24 protein-coding genes and 1 other RNA gene are annotated in these 25,380 nt (G+C 57.7%); 5 read left to right on the top strand and 20 right to left on the bottom strand.

Annotated features, from left to right (window positions below):
• Positions 1-5 precede the first annotated feature (5 nt).
• Genes ubiH through DSD31_RS04255 form a run of 3 tightly spaced genes read right to left on the bottom strand, consistent with a single transcriptional unit; the run spans position 6 to position 3,099 of the window.
• Positions 6-1,184 carry a 2-octaprenyl-6-methoxyphenyl hydroxylase gene (gene ubiH, locus DSD31_RS04265; RefSeq protein WP_004867400.1) on the bottom strand — a complete coding sequence of 393 codons (1,179 nt, stop codon included), beginning with the start codon at positions 1,182-1,184 and terminating at the stop codon, positions 6-8.
• The gene (gene pepP, locus DSD31_RS04260) at positions 1,181-2,497 is read right to left on the bottom strand and encodes a Xaa-Pro aminopeptidase (protein ID WP_015585773.1); all 1,317 of its coding nucleotides are present in this window, start codon (positions 2,495-2,497) and stop codon (positions 1,181-1,183) included. The genes ubiH and pepP overlap by 4 nt, the downstream gene beginning before the upstream one ends.
• 23 nt (positions 2,498-2,520) lie before the next feature.
• Positions 2,521-3,099 (bottom strand): YecA/YgfB family protein, encoded by a 579-nt coding sequence (locus DSD31_RS04255; protein WP_015585772.1) that lies wholly within the window; start codon positions 3,097-3,099, stop codon positions 2,521-2,523.
• Positions 3,100-3,265: 166 nt separating this feature from the next.
• Here DSD31_RS04255 and zapA point away from each other — a divergent pair, with 166 nt between their 5' ends.
• From zapA to DSD31_RS04235, 3 genes are all read left to right on the top strand, one after another.
• Complete coding sequence (gene zapA, locus DSD31_RS04245; protein WP_004867406.1) at positions 3,266-3,595, top strand: cell division protein ZapA; 330 nt, start codon at positions 3,266-3,268, stop codon at positions 3,593-3,595.
• A gap of 41 nt (positions 3,596-3,636) precedes the next feature.
• A non-coding RNA gene (ssrS, locus tag DSD31_RS04240) (6S RNA) lies at positions 3,637-3,820 on the top strand.
• A 122-nt stretch (positions 3,821-3,942) separates the two neighbouring features.
• Positions 3,943-4,542 carry a 5-formyltetrahydrofolate cyclo-ligase gene (locus tag DSD31_RS04235; RefSeq protein WP_015585771.1) on the top strand — a complete coding sequence of 200 codons (600 nt, stop codon included), beginning with the start codon at positions 3,943-3,945 and terminating at the stop codon, positions 4,540-4,542.
• Between the two features lies 1 nt (position 4,543).
• Here the strand turns inward: DSD31_RS04235 and DSD31_RS04230 are convergent, their stop codons facing one another.
• The 3 genes from DSD31_RS04230 to rpiA form a co-directional block, all read right to left on the bottom strand.
• Positions 4,544-5,158 (bottom strand): DUF2238 domain-containing protein, encoded by a 615-nt coding sequence (locus DSD31_RS04230; protein ID WP_032690801.1) that lies wholly within the window; start codon positions 5,156-5,158, stop codon positions 4,544-4,546.
• Positions 5,159-5,191: 33 nt separating this feature from the next.
• Positions 5,192-6,424 (bottom strand): phosphoglycerate dehydrogenase, encoded by a 1,233-nt coding sequence (gene serA / locus DSD31_RS04225; protein WP_004867414.1) that lies wholly within the window; start codon positions 6,422-6,424, stop codon positions 5,192-5,194.
• A 267-nt stretch (positions 6,425-6,691) separates the two neighbouring features.
• Entirely contained in the window at positions 6,692-7,351 is a 660-nt protein-coding gene (gene rpiA, locus DSD31_RS04215; RefSeq protein ID WP_004867416.1) for a ribose-5-phosphate isomerase RpiA, read from the bottom strand.
• Positions 7,352-7,518: 167 nt separating this feature from the next.
• Between rpiA and argP the strand changes: the two genes are divergently transcribed.
• Positions 7,519-8,412 carry a DNA-binding transcriptional regulator ArgP gene (argP, locus tag DSD31_RS04210; protein ID WP_004867418.1) on the top strand — a complete coding sequence of 298 codons (894 nt, stop codon included), beginning with the start codon at positions 7,519-7,521 and terminating at the stop codon, positions 8,410-8,412.
• A 53-nt stretch (positions 8,413-8,465) separates the two neighbouring features.
• Here argP and DSD31_RS04205 read toward each other — a convergent pair whose 3' ends face one another.
• The 7 genes from DSD31_RS04205 to tkt all read right to left on the bottom strand — a co-directional run bounded on the left by DSD31_RS04205 (position 8,466) and on the right by tkt (position 17,008).
• Positions 8,466-9,227 (bottom strand): oxidative stress defense protein, encoded by a 762-nt coding sequence (locus tag DSD31_RS04205; protein ID WP_015585769.1) that lies wholly within the window; start codon positions 9,225-9,227, stop codon positions 8,466-8,468.
• An 85-nt stretch (positions 9,228-9,312) separates the two neighbouring features.
• Positions 9,313-9,954 (bottom strand): arginine exporter ArgO, encoded by a 642-nt coding sequence (gene argO / locus DSD31_RS04200; RefSeq protein ID WP_015585768.1) that lies wholly within the window; start codon positions 9,952-9,954, stop codon positions 9,313-9,315.
• A 149-nt stretch (positions 9,955-10,103) separates the two neighbouring features.
• Positions 10,104-10,961, bottom strand: a complete 858-nt coding sequence (mscS, locus tag DSD31_RS04195; RefSeq protein ID WP_004867425.1) for a small-conductance mechanosensitive channel MscS — start codon at positions 10,959-10,961, stop codon at positions 10,104-10,106.
• Between the two features lie 188 nt (positions 10,962-11,149).
• Positions 11,150-12,229, bottom strand: coding sequence for a class II fructose-bisphosphate aldolase (gene fbaA, locus DSD31_RS04190; protein ID WP_004867428.1), 1,080 nt, complete (start codon positions 12,227-12,229; stop codon positions 11,150-11,152).
• Positions 12,230-12,424: 195 nt separating this feature from the next.
• Positions 12,425-13,588, bottom strand: a complete 1,164-nt coding sequence (gene pgk / locus DSD31_RS04185) for a phosphoglycerate kinase (RefSeq protein WP_004867431.1) — start codon at positions 13,586-13,588, stop codon at positions 12,425-12,427.
• Between the two features lie 77 nt (positions 13,589-13,665).
• Positions 13,666-14,685 carry an erythrose-4-phosphate dehydrogenase gene (gene epd / locus DSD31_RS04180; RefSeq protein ID WP_113990845.1) on the bottom strand — a complete coding sequence of 340 codons (1,020 nt, stop codon included), beginning with the start codon at positions 14,683-14,685 and terminating at the stop codon, positions 13,666-13,668.
• A 331-nt stretch (positions 14,686-15,016) separates the two neighbouring features.
• Positions 15,017-17,008, bottom strand: coding sequence for a transketolase (gene tkt / locus DSD31_RS04175; protein ID WP_004867436.1), 1,992 nt, complete (start codon positions 17,006-17,008; stop codon positions 15,017-15,019).
• 277 nt (positions 17,009-17,285) lie between these two features.
• Here tkt and loiP point away from each other — a divergent pair, with 277 nt between their 5' ends.
• Positions 17,286-18,044 (top strand): metalloprotease LoiP, encoded by a 759-nt coding sequence (loiP, locus tag DSD31_RS04170; RefSeq protein WP_004867438.1) that lies wholly within the window; start codon positions 17,286-17,288, stop codon positions 18,042-18,044.
• 42 nt (positions 18,045-18,086) lie between these two features.
• On the opposite strand, the gene DSD31_RS04165 is transcribed toward loiP, so the two are convergent.
• From DSD31_RS04165 to DSD31_RS04135, 7 genes are read right to left on the bottom strand one after another with little or no spacing between them, the layout of a single operon-like run.
• Positions 18,087-19,727 carry a thiamine pyrophosphate-binding protein gene (locus tag DSD31_RS04165; RefSeq protein WP_032718233.1) on the bottom strand — a complete coding sequence of 547 codons (1,641 nt, stop codon included), beginning with the start codon at positions 19,725-19,727 and terminating at the stop codon, positions 18,087-18,089.
• A 14-nt stretch (positions 19,728-19,741) separates the two neighbouring features.
• Entirely contained in the window at positions 19,742-21,211 is a 1,470-nt protein-coding gene (locus tag DSD31_RS04160; RefSeq protein WP_032718234.1) for an aldehyde dehydrogenase, read from the bottom strand.
• A gap of 9 nt (positions 21,212-21,220) precedes the next feature.
• Positions 21,221-21,991 (bottom strand): aspartate dehydrogenase, encoded by a 771-nt coding sequence (locus DSD31_RS04155; RefSeq protein WP_113990844.1) that lies wholly within the window; start codon positions 21,989-21,991, stop codon positions 21,221-21,223.
• A 9-nt stretch (positions 21,992-22,000) separates the two neighbouring features.
• Positions 22,001-22,795, bottom strand: a complete 795-nt coding sequence (locus DSD31_RS04150) for an SDR family oxidoreductase (protein ID WP_015585763.1) — start codon at positions 22,793-22,795, stop codon at positions 22,001-22,003.
• Positions 22,779-23,549, bottom strand: a complete 771-nt coding sequence (locus DSD31_RS04145) for an alpha/beta fold hydrolase (RefSeq protein WP_048023408.1) — start codon at positions 23,547-23,549, stop codon at positions 22,779-22,781. Before DSD31_RS04145 ends, DSD31_RS04150 begins: the two co-directional genes overlap by 17 nt.
• A 9-nt stretch (positions 23,550-23,558) precedes the next feature.
• Entirely contained in the window at positions 23,559-24,089 is a 531-nt protein-coding gene (locus DSD31_RS04140; protein ID WP_004867451.1) for a cupin domain-containing protein, read from the bottom strand.
• Between the two features lie 10 nt (positions 24,090-24,099).
• Positions 24,100-25,356 carry an MFS transporter gene (locus DSD31_RS04135; protein WP_015585761.1) on the bottom strand — a complete coding sequence of 419 codons (1,257 nt, stop codon included), beginning with the start codon at positions 25,354-25,356 and terminating at the stop codon, positions 24,100-24,102.
• Positions 25,357-25,380 lie beyond the last annotated feature (24 nt).

The raw sequence follows: 25,380 nt of genomic DNA, 5'->3' as shown, positions 1-25,380 counted from the left end.
ACTCCTTAACGAGGAACCCAACCAAGGGTACGCTGCGCCAGCGCGTCACGCGCCGGGGTAAATAATTCCATCGCCATCAGACCCACGTTACGCCCCGCCACCAGCGGCGCCCAACGATTAGCAAACAGATGCACCAGCCCATCGGTCACGCCGATAGTCGCGGCCTTATCATCCGCTCGCCGCGCCTGATAGTGACAAAGAAGTGAGTAATCGCCGGGGTCCTGCCCGTTAGCGCAGGCCTGCGCCAGCGTTTCCGCCAGGCTCATCACATCCCGCAGACCGAGATTAAAGCCCTGCCCGGCGATGGGATGCAGCGTCTGCGCCGCATTACCGACCAGCGCCAGGCGATGGGAAACCGGGCGCATAGCGGTGGTCAACGTCAAGGGATAAACGCTGCGCTTCCCGGCATGCGTGATGCGCCCCAGCCGCCAGCCAAATGCCTGCTGCAGCTGCTCGCAAAATTGCGCATCGGACCAACCCAGGACCTCATCGCGCCGCGACTGCGGGTGACACCATACCAACGAACAGCGTCCGTGTGACATCGGCAGCATGGCCAGCGGACCATGTTCGGTGAAGCGTTCAAAGGCACGCCCTTCATGGGGCAACGCCGTGCTGACGTTGGCAATAATCGCCAGCTGCTCGTAAGGCTGCTGCTGCCAGCTCATGCCGCAGCGGGCGCCCAGCGTGGAGCGCGAACCATCGGCGGCAACCAGCAGCCGGCCTTCGATCGTCTCGCCGCTATCCAGGGTGATGCTGACTCCCTCCTGCCACCGGGTGACGTCTTCGACTTTCGCCGGGCAGTGTAAGGTAATGCCCGGCGCTTCGCGCAGTTGCGCAAACAATCGCTGGCCGATATCGTGCAATTCTACCACCTGGCCAAGCGCCGCCAGGCCGTAATCCTGCGCATCAAGGGTCACGAATCCCGCATGTCCGCGGTCGCTGACGTGAACACGCTGAATCGGCGTCGCGCAATCGGCAATGCCTTGCCAGATGCCGGTACGCGCCAGCTGCTGGCAGGTCCCCGCCGCCAGCGCAATCGCGCGGGCATCAAACCCCGGATGCTGCGACGAATCCGGCTGCGCCGCCTCGACCAGATGTACCGGCAGCGCGCCGTGGGTTAAGCGCGAGATTGCTAACGCCAGGGTTGCCCCGGTCATCCCCCCGCCAACGATCAGGATGCTCATGACCGCCGCGCCGCCGCCATCAGCGCCTCAATATCGTCGGCTTTTTTCACCACGCCGGCGGTGAGGTTTTCGTTGCCGTCTTCGGTAATGACGATATCGTCTTCAATACGCACGCCGATGCCGCGATACTGTGGCGGCACGTCGGCGTCGGCGGCAATATAGAGACCCGGTTCAACGGTCAATACCATGCCCGGCTCAAGGAGACGCGAGCGATCGACATCGTAGCGGCCAACATCATGGACATCGAGTCCCAGCCAGTGGCTCAGACCATGCATAAAGTATGGACGGTGGGCGTTGTTCTCCATCAGCTCGTCAACATCCCCTTTCAGGATGCCGAGGCGCACCAGACCGGTGATCATAATGCGCACCACCTGCTGGTTAACCTGCTGAATGGAGGTGCCAGGACGGTAAAGCTCCAGCGCGGTTTCCAGCGACGCGAGGACAATATCGTAAATCTCGCGCTGCGCCGGGCTGAATTTCCCGTTTACCGGGAAGGTGCGGGTGATATCGCCCGCATAGCCGCGGTATTCACAGCCGGCGTCAATCAGCACCAAATCGCCATCGCGCAGCTCGGATTCGTTTTCCGTGTAATGGAGAATACAGCCGTTTTCCCCACCGCCCACGATGGTGTTATAGGAGGGGAAACGGGCGCCGTGGCGGTTGAATTCATGCAGAATTTCTCCTTCCAGCTGGTATTCGAACATGCCCGGACGGCATTTCTGCATTGCGCGGGTATGAGCCAGCGCGGAAATTTCACCAGCGCGGCGCATCACCTCCAGCTCTTCCGGCGATTTAAACAGGCGCATCTCATGCACCATCGGCCGCCAGTCAATCACAGAGCCGGGCGCCTGCAGATTCTGGCGCCCGCCTTTACGCAGTTTTTCCAGCGCGTTGAAGACGATTTTGTCAGCGTAGGCATATTCGCCCTGGGCAAAATAGATCGCATCGAGGCCGTTAAGCAGCTGGAACAGCTGCTGGTTAATTTCGCTGAACGCCAGAGCGCGGTCGACGCCCAGCTTCGATGGCGCGGCCTCCTGCCCCAGACGACGGCCGAACCAGATCTCTGCGGTCAGATCGCGGACGCGGTTAAACAGCACGCTATGGTTGTGGGTGTCGTCGCTTTTAATCAACACCAGCAGGGCTTCCGGCTCATTAAATCCCGTGAAGTACCAAAAATCGCTGTTCTGCCGGTAGGGGTATTCTGAATCTGCGCTGCGGACCGCTTCCGGTGCGGCGAAAATCAGCGCGGCGCTGCCTGGCTGCATCTGCGCCAGCAATGCCTGGCGACGAGAAAGAAATTCCTGCTGTGTCATGACGCCCCCTCAACAAATTATCATTAGTGTAATGTTGGCTTGCGAACTTCCGGTGCGGTTGGCTGCTGGCGAGAAAAGGTTTCGTGGCACAGCAGCGCAGCGACGCGCACGTACTCGATAATCTCTTCCAACGACATCTCCAGCTCTTCCTGATCTTCGTCTTCGTCGTACCCCAGTTGCGCAATGTTACGCAGGTCGTCGATAGCTTCGCCGGTTTCGTCTTTGATTTTATCCAGTTTAGGCTGCGTGACGCCCAGACCGAGCAGGAAATGGTTAACCCAACCGGCCAGCGCGTCGGCGCGTTCAAACACGCTTACCGCGTCACCTTCCGGTAAATAGAGCTGAAACAAGAAACCGTCGTCTTCCAGCGAGTCGCTGGTCACGGAATGTATGGTGCGCAGAGACTCGGCCAGCTCGTGACCAAATGCGAGGCCTTCGTTAGTCAGGTCGTGCACCAGCGGTTGCCAGCTGCTGTCTTTATTGCCGCCGCACAGGATCCCACTGATCAAACCGTGCATTTCGGCCGGGGTTAAGCCCACGCCCTGTTGGTTCAGTAACTGGTCTACGGCGTTGTAACCAGGCATTTCGTTCTGTATAGACATGCGCATTCGTCATCGTTGGGAGGAATATTCATGGTATGCTACCACTTTGGACCCTGGTGAACCAGAATAGGGCTTGTACCTTCGCACCAGGGTAGCTATAGTGTCGCCCCTTTGCAGTCCCGGATTCGGGCGTGAAGGCCGCGCAGTCAATCAGCAGGAAGGTGGCATGTCTGCACAACCCGTCGATCTCCAAATTTTTGGCCGTTCACTCCGCGTGAATTGCCCGCCTGAACAAAGGGATGCCTTGAATCAGGCAGCTGATGACCTGAATCAGCGGTTGCAAGATTTAAAAGAACGCACTAGAGTCACAAATACTGAGCAGCTGGTCTTCATCGCCGCGTTGAACATCAGCTATGAGTTGACTCAGGAAAAAGCGAAAACCCGCGATTACGCCTCCAGCATGGAACAGCGTATTCGGATGCTTCAGCAGACCATCGAACAAGCGTTGCTTGAGCAAGGTCGCATAAGCGAAAGAACCGGGCCGAAGTTTGAATAACACTTTGCAATTAACTGTGTTAGAGTAAGCGCAAGAACAAAATTTCTCTGAGATGTTTGCAAGCGGGCCAGTCCCCTGAGCCGATATTTCATACCACAAGAATGTGGCGCTCCATGGTTGGTGAGCATGCTCGGTCCGTCCGAGAAGCCTTAAAACTGTGACGACGCATTCACCTTGAACCAAGGGTTCAAGGGTTACAGCCTGCGGCGGCATCTCGGAGATTCCCTTCTTTTCAGTTCCATCCCTCGTGGCTTCCTTTTCGGTTTTTATCACCTTGTGTATTACACTACGCCAACATGCAACTGACCCACGTATTACCGTGCTCATGCTAAATCAGGCGACCCGTCATGACTCAACTTTCTGACACGCAAACTACCCGACAGCGGATTCGTCAACAGATTCGCCAGCAACGCCGTGCGCTGACGGCAGAACAGCAGGCACAGTTCGCCCGACAGGGTGCCGATCGCGTGATGGCATACCCGCCCGTCGCACAGGCGCAAACCGTCGCTCTGTTTCTGTCATTTGATGGCGAACTCGATACCCGACCGCTGATCGATCGGCTGTGGCAGGCCGGCAAGCAGGTTTATCTGCCCGTACTCCACCCGTTCAGCCCGGGAAATCTGCTGTTTTTGCACTATCACCCGCGCAGTGAACTGGTGACCAACCGGCTTAAAATCGACGAGCCGAAGCTCGATGTACGCGACGTCCTGCCGCTAAGCCAGCTCGATGTACTGATAGTCCCGCTGGTTGCCTTTGATGTCGCCGGACAGCGGCTGGGAATGGGAGGCGGCTTCTACGACAGAACATTGCAGAACTGGCAGGATTATTCCCTGCAGCCTGTTGGCTATGCCCACGATTGCCAGCAGGTCGACGCGCTGCCAACCGAGCACTGGGATATTCCGCTGCCCGCGGTGATTACTCCCTCGGCGCTGTGGCAGTGGCCGTAAGCTAAGGCGTCCCGAGCTTCTTCAGTTGCCGGTTATGCCATCCGCTCAGTAACAAGATCGTCGTCAGCGCCCCCAGTAGCGCGCAGAACATATCCGACTGCGTGTCCCACGGATCGCCCTGGGTGCCGAGAAAATCATCCGCCCCTTGCCCCATCGCCAGTGCCGCCCACCATTCGATAAGCTCGTAGGTGGCGCTGATCGCCAGCGCAATGCAGCACACCAGAAATGAAAGCATCTTGCGCCCGCGCACATAGCCGCCGCGCAGTAGAATTTCCCGCGCCGCCAGCGCCGGAACCAACCCCTGGAAAAAGTGGCCAAGCTTATCGTACGGGTTACGACTTAAATTCAGCCACGCCTGCACATCAAATCCAATCGGTACTTTCGCATACGTATACATCCCCCCGACCATCAAAATAATGGCGTGGAAGAAGATAAGCGTGTAGAGAAGCGGCGTGAGCGGGTAGCGTGAACGCGTCACAAGCAGCAGCGGAACGATGATAATGACCGGCGTCACTTCCATCAGCCAGGTGAGGCTATCGTGGGTGCCCAACCCCGTCCATGCCAGGATCAGCAGCAGCAGGAAGACACCGGTATTCTGTAGCGATGTGCTCATCATTTAAAGGGATCCCCGCAGGGATCCTTTCGTCAATCAGAACAGCAGACGAGCGCGGATGGTGCCCGGGATCGCCTTCATGGCCTGCAGCGCCTGCTGGGCCACATCTTCTTCGGCCTCAATATCAATAACCACGTAGCCCATCTGCGGCGTGGTTTGCAGATACTGTGCAGCAATGTTGATGCTCTGTGCGGCAAAGATCTGGTTGATAGCGGTCAGCACGCCCGGGCGGTTTTCGTGGATGTGCAGCAAACGACGACCGCCGTGCAGCGGCAGCGACACTTCCGGGAAGTTCACCGCAGAGAGGGTCGAACCGTTATCGGAATACTTCGCCAGCTTACCGGCCACTTCCAGACCGATATTCTCCTGCGCTTCCTGAGTGGAACCGCCGATGTGCGGCGTCAGGATCACGTTGTCAAACTCACACAGCGGTGAGCTGAACGGATCGCTGTTGGTCGCTGGTTCGGTCGGGAAGACGTCAATCGCGGCCCCTGCCAGGTGCTTACGCGCCAGCGCATCGCACAGCGCCGGGATATCCACGACCGTACCGCGCGAGGCGTTGATCAGCAGCGCGCCTGGCTTCATCAGCGCCAGCTCTTCTACGCCCATCATATTTTTGGTGGAGGCGTTTTCCGGCACATGCAGACTGACCACATCGCTCATATTCAGCAGGTCAGAGAGGTGCTGGACCTGAGTAGCATTGCCCAGCGGCAGTTTGCTTTCGATATCATAGAAATAGACGTGCATCCCCAGAGATTCAGCCAGAATACCCAGCTGCGTGCCGATGTGCCCGTAGCCGATAATCCCCAGTTTTTTACCACGCGCTTCAAAACTGCCGACCGCCAGCTTGTTCCACACGCCGCGGTGCGCTTTCGCGTTGGCTTCCGGTACGCCGCGCAGCATCAGCAGCAGTTCGCCAATGACCAGCTCGGCAACGGAACGGGTATTTGAGAATGGCGCGTTGAAAACGGGAATCCCGCGTTTCGCTGCGGCGTCTAAATCAACCTGGTTGGTGCCGATACAGAAACAGCCGACCGCCACCAGTTTTTCCGCAGCGGCGAAGATCTCTTCAGTCAGATGAGTACGGGAACGCAGGCCAATGAAATGGGCATCACGGATCGACGCTTTCAGCTCTTCGCTGTCCAGCGCGCCTTTATGAAATTCGATGTTGGTGTAACCTGCCGCGCGAAGATTCTCCACCGCTTTTTGATGCACACCTTCAACCAGCAGAAACTTAATTTTGTCTTTTTCCAGTGATACCTTAGCCATTTCCCCGTCCTGTTTTGTCTTATCTGATGTCGTGCCGAACGAAAGTTCTTCTCAGCAACATATCAAAAAAAACTATCGCGGCAATATGAACGTTTGCGTCGACGACCTGAAGAAATATCACACAGAGGGAAATGGCAGGACAAAACACCAGAAAGAAAAGAAAAGGTAGATTGTTACTAAGGCTGACCGCATAAATGTGACAGAAGTCACCAAATTTGGCCTGGAGAAAAAATATTTGCGAGGGAGCCATTCGCTCCCCCGATAATATTATTTTACGATGGTTTTTACGCCATCGGCGGTTCCAATCAGTGCCACATCCGCGCCGCGGTTGGCAAACAGGCCGACGGTGACGACGCCAGGAATACCGTTAATTTTGTTTTCCAGCGCGATGGCATCAAGAATTTCCAGGCCGAACACGTCAAGAATCACGTTACCGTTATCGGTCACCACCCCCTGGCGATACTCCGGACGGCCGCCCAGCTTCACCAGCTCGCGCGCGACGGCGCTACGCGCCATCGGAATGACTTCAACCGGCAGCGGGAATTTGCCCAGAATATCCACCTGCTTGGAGGCATCGGCGATGCAGATAAACTTGTCTGCTACCGAGGCGATAATCTTTTCACGTGTTAACGCCGCCCCACCGCCTTTGATCATCTGCATATGGCCGTTAATCTCGTCGGCGCCATCAACATAGATCCCCAGGCGGTCCACGCTGTTCAGATCGAAAACCGGAATGCCGAGGCTTTTCAGTTTTTCGGTGGAGGCATCAGAGCTGGAAACAGCGCCTTCAATCTGCCCTTTCATGGTGCCCAGCGCATCGATAAAATGCGCGGCCGTGGAACCCGTACCGACACCGACAATGGTGCCCGGTTGTACATACTGCAATGCCGCCCAGCCTACTGCTTTTTTCAGTTCATCTTGCGTCATGATTATGGTCCGAGATGTGAATACCTGTGGCGCATTATAGAACACCGGGGGGGGAATTGTCCCTGCGGCAGGGTCACACAACTGAACAGACCATTTTTCATCTTCATCAAAAACGAATTTATGTCATAGTGCGAGTTAATGAAAAGTGATAGGGGTACGCCAGAATAATGAAACGACCGGACTACAGAACACTACAGGCGCTGGATGCGGTAATAAGAGAACGTGGGTTTGAGCGCGCCGCGCAGAAGCTCTGCATTACACAGTCCGCCGTCTCTCAGCGTATTAAACAGCTGGAAAATATGTTCGGCCAACCGCTGCTGGTCCGTACCGTGCCGCCGCGTCCGACCGAACAAGGACAGAAACTGCTGGCCCTGCTGCGTCAGGTTGAGCTGCTGGAAGAGGAGTGGCTGGGCGATGAACAGACCGGATCGACGCCGCTGCTGCTGTCGCTGGCGGTCAACGCCGACAGTCTGGCCACCTGGCTGCTGCCCGCGCTGTCTAACGTCCTTTCCGACTCCCCTATCCGCCTCAATCTGCAGGTGGAAGATGAAACGCGTACTCAGGAACGCTTACGCCGCGGTGAAGTGGTCGGTGCAGTGAGTATCCAGCCGCAGGCGTTGCCGAGCTGCCTGGTGGATCAACTCGGGGCGCTGGACTATCTGTTCGTCGCCTCGAAAGAGTTTGCGCAACGCTATTTCCCTAATGGCGTAACCCGCTCGGCGCTGCTGAAAGCGCCGGTTGTCGCGTTCGATCATCTGGATGATATGCATCAGGCGTTTTTACAGCAGAACTTCGATTTGCCGCCGGGCAGCGTCCCGTGCCATATCGTTAACTCTTCGGAAGCCTTTGTACAGCTGGCGCGCCAGGGCACGACCTGCTGCATGATCCCGCATCTGCAGATTGAAAAAGAGCTCAACAGCGGCGAGCTTATCGACCTCACGCCGGGACTGTTTCAGCGTCGGATGCTCTACTGGCATCGCTTCGCGCCGGAAAGCCGGATGATGCGCCGGGTCACCGACGCACTGATCGATTACGGCCACAAGGTGCTGCGTCAGGACTAAGCGCTGGCGATAAAAAAAGCCACTTCAGATGAAGTGGCTTTTTATTTTATGGCTTACTGTGCCGCATCAGGCTGCTTAGCCGGCGCAGCGGGGGCCGGGGCTGGCTGAGCAGGCTGCAGTTCAAAAACAACATCGACCTGATCGTCAAACTGAATGGTCGCCTGCTCGTAGGTTTCCTGCGCCGAAACCGGGGCCGCATCGGCAGCCTTCATCATGCGTACCATCGGGCTCGGCTGGTAGTTCGAAACATGGTAGCGAACGCTATAAACCGGTCCCAGCTTGCTATGGAAACCTGACGCCAGCTCTTGCGCCTGATGCACCGCGTCATCAATGGCCGCTTTACGCGCTTTGTCTTTATAGGCATCCGGTTGCGCAACGCCCAGCGAAACAGAACGAACTTCATTCAGACCCGCTTTCAGCGCGCCATCCAGCAGACCGTTCAGCTTGTCCAGCTGACGCAACGTCACTTCGACGGTGCGCACCGCGCGGTAGCCTTTCAGGATGCTTTTGCCATTCTGATAGTCGTAATCAGGCTGGGTGCGCAGGTTGGCTGAGTTAATATCTTTTTTGGCGATGCCGTTCTTTTCGAGGAAAGAGAGATACTGCGCCACGCGATCGTCGGCCTGCTTTTTCGCCGACGCGGCGTCTTTCGCTGCAACGTTCACTTCAATCGCCAGGGTGGCGATATCCGGCACAGCGGCTACGCTGGCGGTACCCGAAGTTACAATATGCGGGCCATTCGGCAATTCATTTGCCTGTACTGCCATCGCACTCAATCCAATTGCTGCCGCCAGGGCCATGAGTTTTAACTTCACTGTCGTTTCTCCATCTTACATTGGGTCGCCCGTCTACGGACGCATGTCTGCAAGCTTAACGCGTCCGCGGAGAAAGTCCATCGGACTAAGCCTGGTAAAACAGAGCCTGGACATGCTGGAAACCGTCTTTCGCCAGTTGCAGCGCAATAAACCACATCACCAGGCCAACCAGCACGTTAATCATCCGCTGCGCTCGCGCGGTACGTAAGCGTGGTGCCAGCCACGCCGCCAGCAGGGCCAGGCCAAAGAACCACAGGAATGATGCGCTAATGGTGCCTAAAGCAAACCAGCGCTTAGGCTCCACGGCCAGCTGACCTCCCAGGCTGCCCAGCACGACGAAAGTGTCGAGATAGACATGCGGGTTAAGCCAGGTGACCGCCAGCATGGTGACGATAATTTTCCAGCGCCCCTGCTTCATGACTTCCGCACTGGCCAGTTCCAGATTGCTGCTCAGCGCCGTTCTCAAGGCGCCGAAACCGTACCAGAGCAGAAAGGCCACGCCCCCCCAGGTGACCAGCGCCAGCAGCCACGGCGACTGCATCAGCAATGCGCTACCGCCAAAAATACCGGCGCAAATCAGCAACAGATCGCTCAACGCGCACAGGAACGCGATCATCAAATGATACTGTCGGCGAATCCCCTGATTCATCACAAACGCATTTTGCGGCCCGAGCGGCAAAATCATAGCCGCTCCCAGGGCAAGCCCCTGAAAGTAATACGATAACATGGTGTTTTTTCCGGTAGGTCGTTAATGCAGAGGAATATAGCGCGATAAAATCATTAGAGGAAATTGATAATTTTAATCATTAATAAGAGTAGCTAATACAGAAGTGGCAATAAAGGCCAGCATCGCTGGCCTCCGGATCGGCGGCTGTCTTACTCCACTTTCTCCTGCGGACGAACCATATGAACATCCATCTGCGGGTACGGGAAGCTGATGCCGTTGGCGTCAAACTCGCGTTTAATACGCTCCAGCACATCCCAGTATACGCTTTGCAGATCGCTGCTCAGACTCCAGACGCGCACCACATAGTTCACCGACGACGCCCCCAGTTCATGCAGACGTACGGTCATTTCGCGATCTTTGAGGATACGATCTTCCGATTCGATAATACGGGTGAGCAGCTGCTTGACCTTATCGATATCGGCATCGTAGGAGACGCCGATAATAAATTCGTTGCGTCGCGCCGGCTCACGGGAAAAGTTAATGATATTGCCGGCGATAATTTTACCGTTCGGAACCACCACAATTTTACCGTCGGCCGTACGCATGGTCGTAGAGAAAATCTGCACGCTCAGTACCGTACCGGCGACGCCACCGAGATCGACATACTCACCTGCGCGGAACGGGCGGAACATCACCAGCAGTACGCCAGCGGCCAGGTTAGACAGCGATCCTTGCAGCGCCAGACCTACGGCTAAACCGGCAGCACCGAGGACGGCGATCACCGATGCCGTCTGCACGCCTACGCGACCTAATGCCGCAATCAGGGTGAACGCGACAACGGCATAGCGCACCAGGGCGGACAGAAAATCGGCAACGGTCGCATCAATCTTACGCGCCAGCATCAGTCGGTTCACCGTATTAGAGATGACCCGTGCCACAATCATACCGATGATAATAATCGCGATAGCGGCAACGATATTGACGGCATAGCTCAGCAGTAATTCTTGATTGCGCACCAGCCAGGAACTGGCGTTGTGTAGGCTATCGCCAACGTTCAACTCTTCCATTTAATCTTCCTTATGAATACCCGTAGGGGGAATAAAAAACCAAACCTGTACAGCGACAGGTTAACTAAGGTTAAACAATATGCACATGTTTTGCCAAGTTGATCACAATTCTCGGCGAAATATCGTATTGTTCAGCCATAAAAAAAGCCCGCTATTCAGCGGGCTTTCGCGCAAGAAACAGATTTTTCTTACAGAACGTCGATCGCGTTCAGCTCTTTAAATGCCTGCTCCAGACGAGTCACCATGGACGTCTGTGCAGCACGCAGCCATACGCGCGGATCGTAGTATTTCTTGTTCGGCTGGTCTTCGCCTTTCGGGTTGCCCAGCTGGCCCTGCAGGTAAGCTTCGTTGGTTTTGTAGTACTGCAGGATACCGTCCCAGGTTGCCCATTGGGTATCGGTATCGATGTTCATTTTGATAACGCCGTAGCTTACGGAGTCTTTGATTTCCTGAGCGGAAGAACCGGAACCGCCGTGGAAGACGAAGTTCAGGCTGTTGTGCGGCAGGTTGTGTTTCTTAGAAACATATTCCTGAGAATCGCGCAGGATGGTCGGAGTCAGCACGACGTTACCCGGCTTGTACACGCCGTGTACGTTACCGAAGGAAGCGGCGATGGTGAAACGCGGGCTGATTTTGCTCAGTTCAGTGTACGCGTAATCAACGTCTTCCGGCTGAGTGTACAGGGCAGAAGCGTCCATGTGGCTGTTGTCCACGCCGTCTTCTTCGCCACCGGTGCAACCCAGTTCGATTTCCAGAGTCATGTCCATTTTGGCCATGCGCGCCAGATATTTAGAGCAGATTTCGATGTTTTCGTGCAGAGACTCTTCAGACAGGTCGATCATGTGAGAAGAGAACAGCGGTTTGCCGGTAGCAGCGAAGTGTTTCTCACCCGCGTCCAGCAGGCCGTCGATCCACGGCAGCAGTTTCTTCGCGCAGTGGTCGGTGTGCAGAATAACCGGCACGCCGTAGTGTGCAGCCATCTGGTGAACGTGATGTGCGCCAGAGATAGCACCCAGGATTGCTGCGCCCTGAGGAACGTCAGTTTTCACGCCTTTGCCCGCGATAAACGCAGCGCCGCCGTTGGAGAACTGAACGATAACCGGAGAACGAACTTTTGCAGCAGCTTCCAGAACGGCGTTGATGGAGTCAGTACCCACACAGTTAACCGCTGGCAGAGCAAAGTTATTTTCTTTAGCTACCTGGAACACTTTCTGAACGTCATCACCAGTGATCACGCCAGGTTTTACGAAATCAAAAATTTTAGACATGTTACGTAGTCCTGTATCTTCGGCCGTTTATGCTCGCCATCATTCGTGCGGCAGTCCTCTGGCTTACCTCGCTTACCCCGGTTACGTAAGAACCTGGCGTTCGCGCTGTCGCCACCTTCCGGCAACACGAATTATTTAGAGCAACAAATTGAATTTTATTTGCAAAACAGGCGGGATTTCCCCGCCTGATCAAACTTACTTCTTAGCGCGCTCTTCAAGCATAGCTACTGCTGGCAGGACTTTACCTTCCACGAATTCGAGGAATGCGCCGCCGCCAGTGGAGATGTAGGAAATTTTGTCCGAAATGCCGAACAGGTCAATCGCTGCCAGGGTGTCACCACCGCCGGCGATGGAGAAACCTTCGCTGTCAGCGATGGCGTTAGCCACGATTTCAGTCCCTTTACGGAAGTTCGGGAATTCGAATACGCCAACCGGACCATTCCACAGAATAGTTTTAGCGTTTTTCAGGATATCAGCCAGTTTCTGTGCAGAAACATCGCCCAGGTCCAGGATCTGCTCGTCATCTTTGATGTCGTTAACAGATTTCAGCGTCGCGGTCGCCGTTTCGGAGAACTCAGTTGCCACGCGAACGTCGGTCGGAACCGGGATATCGCAGGTGGTCAGCAGGCGTTTCGCTTCGTCAACCAGGTCAGCTTCGTACAGGGATTTACCCACGTTGTGGCCCTGAGCGGCAACGAAGGTGTTGGCGATGCCGCCACCGACGATCAGCTGGTCAGCGATTTTAGACAGGGAATCCAGAACGGTCAGTTTGGTGGAAACTTTAGAACCACCCACGATGGCAACCATCGGGCGAGCCGGCTCTTTCAGCGCTTTACCCAGCGCGTCCAGTTCAGCGGCCAGCAGCGGGCCAGCACATGCAACATCGGCGAATTTACCGATACCGTGGGTAGAAGCCTGCGCACGGTGTGCAGTACCGAAGGCGTCCATAACGAACACGTCGCACAGCGCCGCGTATTTTTTGGACAGCGCTTCGTCGTCTTTCTTCTCGCCTTTGTTAAAGCGAACGTTTTCCAGAACGACCAGTTCACCGGCGGCAACTTCAACGCCATCCAGGTAATCTTTAACCAGGCGAACCGGGTTAGACAGTTTGTCTTTCAGGTAATTAACAACCGGCAGCAGAGAGAATTCTTCGTTGTACTCGCCTTCGGTCGGACGACCCAGGTGAGAAGTGACCATCACTTTAGCACCCTGTTTCAGCGCCAGCTCAATGGTCGGCAGAGAAGCACGGATACGCGCGTCGCTGGTTACTTTCCCGTCTTTGACTGGTACGTTCAGATCGGCACGGATAAAAACGCGTTTACCAGCCAGATCCAGATCGGTCATCTTAATTACAGACATGGTGAATCCTCTCAATGATTCTTAAAGTTTTGCAGACGCCATACGCTCCATCACGAACAATGTTGCGCAGGGATGTCTCACCTGAAACCAATAACGGCCATCGCTAACGTCGTGTCGAGCATCCGGTTAGCAAAGCCCCATTCATTATCACACCAGACCAATGTTTTGATCAGATGAGCACCACTGACCCGGGTTTGGGTGCCATCAACGATGGCGCTGTGTGGGTCGTGGTTGAAATCTATCGAGACCAACGGCAATTCCGTATAGTCAACTATACCATGAAATGCACCTTGTGCTGCTTTTTGCAGCAACTGGTTGACTTCATTAGCCTTTACAGGTTTTTTCACCGTCACGCTAAGGTCAATCGCCGTCACATTAATCGTCGGTACGCGGACCGCAATTGCCTCGAAACGGTCGTTAAACTGCGGGAAAATTCGCGTGATCCCCGCAGAGAGTTTGGTATCGACCGGAATAATCGACTGGCTGGCCGCGCGCGTACGGCGCAGATCCGGATGATAAGCGTCGATCACCTGTTGATCGTGCATGGCGGAGTGGATTGTCGTTACCGTTCCTGACTCAATGCCGTAGGCATCATCTAACAGTTTTATGACCGGGATAATGCAGTTGGTCGTGCAGGAGGCGTTGGAAACAATACGATGCTCCGTACGCAACTCATCATGGTTCACGCCAAATACAATGGTCGCGTCAAGATCGCTGCTGCCGGGATGGGAAAAGAGCACTTTCTTTGCCCCTGCCCGAATATGGGCTTCGCCATGCTCACGGCTGCCGTAAACACCGGTACAATCGAGAACAATATCAACCGCCAGCTCCTGCCAGGGCAGCGCCTCAATCGAAGGTTCATGCAGCAGACGTATGGCATCATCGCCGACATACAGCTGCTCTCTCTCCTGGCGAACATCCCAGGCAAAGCGCCCATGGCTGGTGTCATATTTCAACAAATGCGCGATGCCCGCGGCATCCGCCAGCTCGTTGATGGCCACCACGGTAATTTCCGCACGACGCCCGGATTCATATAAAGCGCGAACCACGTTGCGTCCTATGCGACCGAAGCCATTAATCGCGATGCGTATGGTCATAGGTCTCCTGCAAGGTTGTCCCTGATTTGAGATGGCTGACAGAGTAATCCAGCAACGCCCGAAGGGAAACCTTACCCGTCGCAAACTGCGACTGATTGATTAATTGTCGAACATTTAAACGACTGAAACGCTTCAGCTAGAATAAGCGAAACGAGGAATAAAAGGAATGTCTGTCCAGCGGAAGAAGTGAGTTATCTGACGTACATCACATTTTGGATGGAATAATACGCAATCTGTCGGCGGCTATCGGGAATAACGGCGTCAAAAAAAAGCCGGGCGTTTAGCCCGGCTTTTTCTGCTGTTATCGCCCGGATAAGCGGGCAGATAACGACTACAGCAGCGCTTTCGCTTTCGCGACCACGTTGTCGACGGTGAAGCCGAACTCTTCGAACAGCTGCTCTGCCGGCGCAGACTCACCGAAGGTGGTCATGCCAACGATAGCGCCATTCAGGCCGACATATTTGAACCAGTAGTCGGCGATGCCGGCTTCAATGGCCACGCGAGCAGAGACCGCTTTCGGCAGCACTGATTCACGGTACGCCGCATCCTGCTTGTCGAACGCGTCGGTAGACGGCATGGAGACCACGCGCGCCTTCACCCCTTCGGCAGTCAGTTTATCCCACGCGGCAACCGCCAGCTCCACTTCAGAGCCGGTGGCAATGAAGATCAGCTCCGGCTGACCGGCGCACTCTTTCAGCACGTAGCCACCGCGAGCGATGTTCGCCAGCTGCTCTGCAGTACGATCCTGCTGCGCCAGGTTCTGACGGGAGAGGATCAGCGCGGTCGGGCCGTCGTGACGCTCAACGCCATATTTCCACGCCACCGCCGATTCCACCTGGTCACACGGACGCCATGTGGACATGTTTGGGGTCACGCGCAGGGACGCCACCTGCTCTACCGGCTGGTGCGTCGGGCCATCTTCGCCCAGACCGATGGAGTCGTGGGTGTAGACCATCACCTGACGCTGTTTCATCAGCGCCGCCATACGCACCGCGTTACGGGCATATTCCACGAACATCAGGAAGGTGGAGGTGTACGGCAGGAAGCCACCGTGCAGGGAGATCCCGTTGGCGATCGCGGTCATGCCGAATTCACGCACGCCGTAATGGATATAGTTACCGGCGGTGTCTTCGTTAATCGCTTTCGAACCAGACCACAGAGTCAGGTTGGACGGCGCGAGGTCAGCAGAGCCGCCGAGGAATTCCGGCAGCAGCGGGCCAAACGCTTCAATCGCATTCTGCGACGCTTTACGGCTGGCGATTTTCGCCGGGTTAGCCTGCAGCTTAGCGATAAATTCACTGGCTTTGGCGTCGAAGTCAGCCGGCATTTCGCCCTTCATACGACGGGTGAATTCAGCGGCTTCCTGAGGGAAGGCTTTCGCATAAGCAGCGAACTTCTCGTTCCAGGCCGCTTCTTTCGCCTGGCCTGCTTCTTTCGCATCCCACTGTGCGTAGATTTCAGACGGGATTTCGAACGGCGCGTATTTCCAGCCCAGCTGTTCGCGGGTCAGCGCAATCTCTGCATCGCCCAGCGGCGCGCCGTGAGAATCGTGGGTGCCCGCTTTGTTCGGGGAACCGAAGCCAATGATGGTTTTGCACATCAGCAGGGACGGTTTGTCGGTGACCGCACGCGCTTCTTCTACCGCACGTTTGATGGCGTCTGCGTCGTGACCGTCAACGCCGCGCACCACGTGCCAGCCGTAGGCTTCGAAACGTTTAGCGGTGTCGTCGGTGAACCAGCCTTCCACATGACCGTCGATGGAGATACCGTTGTCATCATAGAACGCCACCAGTTTACCCAGTTTCAGGGTACCGGCCAGGGAGCAGACCTCGTGAGAGATCCCTTCCATCATGCAGCCGTCGCCCATGAAGGCGTAGGTGAAGTGGTCAACGATATCGTGGCCCGGACGGTTGAACTGCGCGGCCAGCGTTTTTTCCGCGATAGCCATGCCCACGGCGTTAGCAATACCCTGACCCAGCGGGCCGGTGGTGGTTTCTACGCCAGCGGTGTAGCCCACTTCCGGGTGGCCCGGCGTCTTAGAGTGCAGCTGACGGAAGTTTTTCAGCTCTTCGATCGGCAGATCATAACCGGTGAGGTGCAGCAGGCTGTAAATCAGCATGGAGCCGTGGCCGTTGGACAGCACAAAGCGGTCGCGGTCGGCCCAGGCCGGGTTCTGCGGGTTATGGTTCATGAAATCACGCCACAGGACTTCGGCAATGTCAGCCATACCCATCGGGGCACCCGGGTGGCCGGATTTGGCTTTCTGTACAGCATCCATGCTCAGCGCACGAATAGCGTTAGCAAGCTCTTTACGTGAGGACATTTTGACTCCAGTTCGGACTGTTGAAGGCCATACCCTTAACGACTTGACGAGAGCGCGTTTTGGGCTACGCCAGAAAAAAGTGTCAACAATGTAACCCAAGCGCGAAAGCATGTACATGGAGCATCCTTTTGTGGTTTAAGAAATCTCCGGAACACGTTGTGCTGCCCCGGAATCCTCTCGCCCGCGCCGCGCAATAGTCTTTATAATTTGTACAGGATGCGACAGCCTTATTGTTGCCTTTTTCAGTCAGATCATCGAACGAGTGTGGAAGATAAAAATGAAAATTCGCTCAACTATTCTTGCCCTTGGGATCGCAGCAACCCTCACCGGATGTCAGAACATGGACTCTAACGCCCTTCTCAGTTCGGGCGCCGAAGCTTTTCAGGCCTATTCCCTGAGCGATGCTCAGGTTAAAAGCTTAAGTGACCAGGCTTGCAAAGAGATGGATAGCAAAGCCACCCTGTCGCCGGCCAGCAGCGAATACAGCAAGCGTCTGAATAAAATCGCCGCCGCGCTTGGCGACAATATCAACGGTCAGCCGGTGAATTACAAAGTGTATGAAACCAAGGACGTCAACGCATTCGCGATGGCTAATGGCTGCATCCGCGTCTATAGCGGCCTGATGGACATCATGAACGATAACGAAGTTGAAGCGGTAATCGGCCATGAGATGGGCCACGTCGCCCTCGGCCACGTGAAGAAAGGTATGCAGGTTGCGCTCGGCACCAACGCCGTTCGCGCCGCCGCCGCCTCGGCGGGCGGTATCGTCGGCAGCTTGTCGCAATCTCAACTTGGCGATCTGGGCGAAAAGCTGGTGAACTCGCAGTTCTCCCAGCGCCAGGAGTCCGAAGCGGACGACTACTCCTACGACCTGCTGCGTAAACGCGGGATTAATCCGGGCGGACTGGCCACCAGCTTCGAGAAGCTGGCTAAACTGGAAGCCGGGCGTCAAAGTTCAATGTTTGACGATCACCCGGCCTCCGAAGAACGTGCTCAGCATATCCGCGATCGCATGAAGGCAGACGGTATTAAATAATCTCCCCTTCCCCTCTCTGCGCCGCAGAGAGGGGAAGAGAGCTTAGTACAGCGTCTTCTGCGGCGGTCCGGCAAAACGCAGCGCGCCAATCTGCCCCATCCTGACCTCTACCACCGACGGCCCCGGCGTCGCCAGCGCTTCGGTCATCACCGAGGTGAAATCCTCCGCTCGCTCCACGCTCCACGCCTGCAGACCGATAGCCTGTGCCAGCAGCGTGAAATCCGGCGTGTGCAGTTCGTTGTAATACTGGCGACCGCCGAAATACTTATCCTGAATACCGCGCATAACGCCATAGCCGCCATCGTTCATGATAATCAGCGTGACGTTAGCTTTTTCCTGCGCCAGCGTCGCCAGCTCTCCGAGGTTCAGGCTCAGACCGCCGTCGCCGACCAGGCCGACTATCTTACGCTGCGGGTTGGCAATCGCCGTGCCGATCGCCATCGGCAGCCCCATTCCAATCGCCCCCGCCAGCGAATGCACGTTCATCAGCGGGCCATTTGCACGGAACAAGCGACTGCCCCACAGGCTGCCGGAGACGGTGATATCGCGGACCAGAATGCCGTCATCAGGCAGCGCCTGTTCGATAGCATCATTCAGCCGGGCATAGGCGCCGCACTGTTCACGTAGCCCGTGCTCAGCCAGCGTCACCGCCTCTTTTACCTGTGCGTCCCAGTGACCATTGCCCCATTCACGCCCCTGCGCTTTTGCCGCCAGCGCCGCCAGTAAAGCCGGACAATCGGCGATCAGCGTATTGTCCATCAGATAGTTACGGCTGGCCGCCGCCGGATCGATATCAATCTGTACGCGGGGTGACGGCAGTTCCAGCGTCCAGGAACGTGTTTCGTTACTGCGCAAACGCGAGCCCGCGACCAGGGTGAAATCACATTGCGCCATCAGCGCCTCAACGGAAGGCGAATTATGGAAGGCGCGCAGGCTGGCGCGATGGCTGTCCGGCAGCACGCCGCGCCCGTGAGTACTGGAGATCACGGTGATCCCCGCATCCGCCAGTTTTTTCACCGCCGCTTCGCTACCGATAGCTCCGCCGCCCAGCCACAGCAGCGGCTGTTTCGCCTGCCTGAGCTGCGCCCACAGGGTATCCACCGTTGTCTGAGCAACCGGCGGCGCCGGCGCGATGTGCAGCGGGGCTGTGACCAGCGCCAGGGGAATACTGGCTCCCTGAATATCAATCGGGATCTCCACCGATACCGGCCCGCACGGCGGCGTCCGCGCTTCCTGAATCGCCTTGTGCAAAATGGCGATCGCCTGGTTGGCGTTGCTGATGCGATACGCGCGTTTCGAACTGGCTTTCAGGAAGGTCAGCTGATCGCGGGTTTCGTGAATAAACCCGGTATCCGCATCCAGCCAGGTTTTCTCTACCTGACCGGTCAGATGCAGCAGCGGCGTACCGGCATTCATCGCCTCCACCAGCGCCCCGACTGCGTTCCCCGCCCCGGCGCCGGTGCTGGTTAGCGCGACGCCAAGGCCGGAAAAGCGACCGTGGGCATCGGCCATGGTCACCGAACCGGCCTCGCCACGCGCCGGAACAAAGCGGATATTGCCGCGCTGGCCAATGGCATCGGCAACCGGCAGGTTATGAATAGAGATGACGCCGTAAATAGCCTCAACGTTGTACTGCTCCAGCGTTCTGGCGATGGCTTCGCCGACGGTTATCATTTCGCTCATTGCTCACCCTTCTCTCAATCGCACCAGTGATTCACGCTATTACCCGTCGCCAGATAAATGCTCTTTTGTTGCATCCAGGCTTTCAGCCCCTGAATCCCTTTTTCGCGGCCCAGACCGCTCTCTTTAAAGCCCCCGAACGGGGTCGAAATAGAGAAAACCTTATAGGTGTTGATCCACACCGTCCCGGCTTCCAGACGTTCGCTTAAGCGCAGGGCGCGCCCGCTATCCCGCGTCCAGATCCCCGCCGCCAGACCATAGACCGAGTCATTGGCTTCGCGGATCAGCGTCTCCTCATCGCTGAAGGGTATCGCCACCAGCACCGGGCCGAAGATCTCTTCCTGACAGACCCGCGCCTGATTCGTCAGCCCTTCGACGATCGTCGGCTGGAAGTAGCTGCCTGCCGCCAGCGCCGGATCGGCCGGAATCTCCCCTCCGCACAGCACCCGCCCGCCTTCGCGTTTCGCCAGTTCGACGTAGGCGAGCACGCCGTCACGGTGCTGTTCATTAATCAGCGGCCCGATGTGGGTATCGTCGCTGAACGGATGGCCAATACGCAGTCCGCGCGTCAGCTCCAGCAGCCGCGCCATCAGCTGCGGGTAAACTTTTTCATGCACAAACAGCCGCGAACCGGCGATGCACGCCTGGCCGCCTGAGCTGAAAATGCCGTAGCAGATCCCCCGCGCCGCCTGTTCGATATCGGCATCTTCCAGCACGATGGTCGGCGATTTTCCGCCGAGCTCCAGCGACGCCGGGATCAGCTTTTCCGCCGCGACGTGCGCCAGATGACGTCCGGTGCTGGTGCCGCCGGTAAACGAAATTTTGCGCACCAGCGGATGACGCGCCAGCGCATCGCCAATCACCGATCCTTTCCCCGGCAGCACGCTCAGCAGCCCCGCAGGCAAACCGGCTTGCTCGAAGATCCGCGCCAGCTCCAGCGCCATCAGCGGCGTCGCTTCCGCGGGTTTGAGGATCACCGCATTGCCGGCGGCGATCGCCGGCGCCACTTTTTGCATTTCGCTGGCGATCGGCGAGTTCCACGGGGTGATCGCCGCCACCACGCCCAGCGGCTCGTAGCGGCTCAGGGTCAGCAGGTCTGCCTGACGCGGCGTCGGCAGCTCTCCTTCCAGCAGCTCGCAGGCGGCGGCGAAGTAGCGGGCGCTGCCCGCCGCGCTCATCACCAGGCCTCGCGCTTCCGCCAGCGGCTTGCCGTTGTCGCGGCTTTGCATCCGCGCCAACTCATCAAGACGGGATTCGATAATATCCGCCACTTTATGCAGGATCTTTGCCCGCAGATGGGGCAGCATGTTGCGCCACGTTGGTTCCCGCCAGGCACGCTCGGCGCAGGTCATCGCGTCCTGCAGATCGTCGAGACTGGCCGCCCGCAGCGTCGCGTTCACCGAACCGTCCGCCGGAAAGTAACTGTGCATCAGATTGCCGCCGCCGTGGCGCCAGCGACCGCCGATAAAAATCGTTAATTCGTCCATTGCCGCCTCTTAGCGTTGCGCCAGTTCACGGCAGGCGCGTACCGCGCTCAGTGCCGCCAGGGTCGATGTTTTAGGATTGTCGGCCAGCGGCAGACCGCTCAGCTCGAGGCGAAACTCCCCGAACGCGCCTTCAACATGTAACGTGTGGGTGTTACGCCGCGTGGCCGGATCGACCATCAGCTGCACCCGCGTGTCGTCCATGCCGATACCGCCCAGCGCCACGGTTGCCGCCACGTTGGCATTCGCCGGAAACAGGCGTGCCGCTTCGCGGGCGCTGCCCTCAAAAAAGATTTTCGCTTCGCTGACCGCATTGAGGTCGATGAGCATTTCCGCGTAGCTTCCGCGCCAGCTGGCCGGGCTTTTGCGCGACTGATAGGTCACGCGCTCAATACCGCCCTCTTTTGCCGCCGCCAGTCCGTCAATGCCGGCCACCGCGCCAGCGAGCAGCGTCAGCCTGCCGCCCGCCTGATATAAACGCTGTTCGAGCGCGCTATCGGCCAGCGCGCCGGTGGAGATCACCGCCAGATGCCAGCCGCGCGCGAGAATCGCTTCGCCATATTGCGCGACCGCCTGTTGGCTGGCGCACTCCAGTACCAGATCCGGGGCTTCCGTACAGGATTGCGGATCGTCAAGTACCGTCACCGCATCGCCAAAGCGGGCGCGAATCGCCGCATGGTGAGCCTCCCGGGCGACAATCCAGCCTAACGTGACCTGCGGGGGCAGCCGTTCAATCACCGCTTGCGCCATGGCGCCATAGCCGATAAGCATAATTTTTTTCATGATGGCTCCTTACAGGTGACGGCAAAAACCGCCGGAGACATCCAGCGCGGCGCCGGTGGTAAACGATGCCAGCGGCGAGGCCAAAAACAGCAGCGCCTGCGCAGGCTCCTGCGGCTTACCGAGCCGCGCCATTGGGATCCCGCGTTTACGGGCGATATCCGCCGTCCACTCGGGCCAGCTCTGGCGCTTGTCCGCGCGGTTTTCAAAGCGTCGCTGCCACTGCCCGGACTCCACCATGCCGAGCAGAATGGAGTTCACGCGAATGCCTTTGCTAATCAGCTCCTTCGACAGCGTCAGCGTCATGTTAAGCAGCGCCGCGCGGGCGGCGGAGGTGGCGATCATGTGTTCTTCCGGCTGCAGCGCCAGCAGCGAGTTCACGCAGGTAATCGAGGCGATATCCGAGCGCTCCAGCTGCGCCTGAAAGGCTTTTACCGGGTTAATCACCCCGAACAGCTTCAGCTCTGCCTCATGCAACCACGCCTCGCGCGGGGTATCGGCAAAATGCGCCACGTAGCCCTGCCCGGCGTTGTTGATCAACATGTCCGCGCCGCCAAAACGATCCGCTACCGCATCGGCAAAGGCCTGCACCTCGTCTTCTTTCAGGACGTCGCAGCGGTAAGAGAAAACCTCCGCTCCGGGATACTCGTTCTGCAACGCGGCATGCGCGCTGGCGAGCCGGTCGGGATTGCGGCCGCAAAAGGCGACTTTCGCCCCTTCGCCCAGCAGCAGACGCAGCGTTTCAAAGCCGATCCCTGACGATCCTCCGGTGACTACCGCTACACGGCCTTCAATTTGTGCATTCATCGCGCACCTCTTCCCCTACCCGTAAAAGCTGTTGATTAAAAAAGGTTTCATTATCGAGATAGCTGGCGTGCCCCGCGTGCGGAATCGCCGTGTAACCCATGCCGTAGCGTAGCGCCAGACCACGCACCAGCTCCGGCTGCGTGATAGCGTCCTGCTCACCGCACCACACCTCAAACCGGCCGTGATAATCGCCAAGCCAGCGGTGAATATCGTCGTGCGCCAGCATCCACGCCGCGGCCAGATAGCCCTCACGACGCAGCTTGCGCATTCCGGCGGCAACGGTGGCGACATCGGCCTCCGCCGCACAGGGATGCAACAGCTTCGCCGCCCGGTTTTGCGCCAGCCGTTCTGCGCCTGACGCAATCAGCTGCTGGCGACTCTGCCAGACTTTTTCCCGCTGTTCCGGCTCCGCCTGGCCGTACCCCTGTGCGACATCGGCTAACACCAGATAGCGCACGCGGCGGGGATACTTCGCCGCAAAGGCGCTGGCCACCAGCGCACCGAGCGAATGCCCCACCACTACCGCCCGCTCAACGCCGGCGTGGTCCAGCAGGCGCGCCAGCGCATCGGCATAATCGCCCGCATTCGCCTGCTCAACCGGCAGCATCGGGCTTTCGCCATAACCGGGCATATCCCAGGCCAGCACGCGATAGCCGGACAGCGCCATCTGTTTATGCCAGGAAGCCGCGCCGGAGCTGATGCCGTGTAACAGCACCAGCGGCGTGCCGTGCCCTTGTTCACGAAAACCCGTCATACCGCCTCCTTAATTCCGTTTTACTTTCGACAGGGGGTGATCTTCCGGATAGGTCGGGATATTCGGCTTGCGGGTGCCCAGCATCACGCACATCAGCGCCTCTTCCTCACCGTGGTTAAACAGCCCGCGGTAGATACCCGCCGGGACGGAGATCAGATCGCGCTCGCGCAGCACGGTTTCGGTATAGCTGTCGCCATCCTGAATCATCAGCGTTATCTGCCCTTTGAGCATGAAGAACACCTCCTCCACATCATCATGCAGGTGCAGCGGCCCTTCACATTTCGCCGGCAGCACCATGGTGGAGAAGGTGAAGTTTTCCGCCGCGACGGTATTGGTATCGCTCGCCACGCCGGTGGCGCCGGTGCCGATATAGCGCATCTGGGCGCGACGATATTTCGGGTCGAAATCGGCCTGGAATTTCAGCGCGTTCCAGTCATATTTCCGTCCCTCAAAGCGCGCGATACGCGACTCTACCCACTCTTCCATCGTCAGATGTTCCGGTTTGATACCCTGTTTTGCAGTTACGGTTGAATCAGTCATCGTTTTATCCTCAGTAACGTCTCAGCAGCGGCAGTAACAGGACGCAGCCCACCGCCGCCATCACCGCCAGAAAAATCAGCCCGGAATCCATGCTGTGGGTGAAGGCGATCAGCGCCCCCATCACCGCCGGCGACAGGGCGCCCGCAAAGTTCCCTAGCCCGTTGAAAATGCCCCCCGCCGTGGCGCTGACCCGGGGATGGGTCGCCTTGGCCAGCAGAGCGAAAATATTGGGTGCGCCGGTGCCCCACATAAAGGTGCTGAAACTCATCGCCGCAATGACCGTCAGCGGGGTGGCGAAGTGCATCACCGCCGCCAGGCCAACCGCCGCCCCGGCCAGCGAGATAAAGCAGGCAGCCGCGCGTTTATCAAGACGATCGGAGAGCCAGGCGCCGATCACTTCTCCCAGCAGCATGGCGATAAACGGCATTGACGACAGCCAACCGGCATGCTCCAGATGGATACCTTTGCCTTTAATCAGATAGCCCGGCAGCCAGCCGTTGATGCCCCACAGATAGGCCAGAAAGGCGATGTTAAACACGCAAATCATCCAGAAATGCGGGCTGACGAACAGCTCCCGCCGCGCCGCGCGGCGCGCCTCCTGGGAGACCTTTTCGCCGGACGCTTTGCTCTCCAGCTGCACCCCGCTCAGGCCGATGCGCACGAAAATCAGCACCGGCACCGTCAGCATCGCCATCACAAAGAAGGTGCTCTGCCAGCCAAAGGTATTGAGCAACCAAATCGACAGCGGAAAACCAATCGCCGCGCCGACCGGTGTCCCGAGCAGCCACAGCATGGTGGCCCGCGCCTGAAGCCGCTGCGGAAAGGTGTGGCGGACGATGGCGAACGCCAGCGGAAACAGCGGTCCTTCGGCAATGCCGAGCAGAATGCGCAGGGTGACCATCACGGTGTAGTTATGGGTGAAGCCCATCATCACCATTAAAATGCACCACACCACCATCATCCCGGTGAGCAGGCGCAGCGGCGCGATACGGTCGCCCAGCCCGCTGAGCAGCACCGAGGAAAACCCGTAGCTCAGCAGGAAGGCGCTCATCAGAATCCCCAGCCGCGTGGTGTCAAAATCCATCCCCATCGCCTGCTGGAAATGGCTATCGGAAAACAGCGCGGCAATACTGATTTTGTCGAAGAACGCCAGCAGTACGCAGGCCAGCAGCGACAGTGGAATCGCCCAGCGGACCGCTTTTTCAGGCGTGTGGACGCCCTCACCGCCTGCCTCAAGCGGCGCGGTGTTTGTCTCTAATGTGGTCATCTCTCCCCCTTAAGGGTGCGCGGG

This window comes from Klebsiella sp. X13, from assembly GCF_003323835.1.
GTDB classification, from domain to species: domain Bacteria; phylum Pseudomonadota; class Gammaproteobacteria; order Enterobacterales; family Enterobacteriaceae; genus Klebsiella; species Klebsiella ornithinolytica.
The sequence above is the reverse complement of the archived record's forward strand: the minus strand, read 5'-3'. Positions and strand labels throughout refer to the sequence as shown.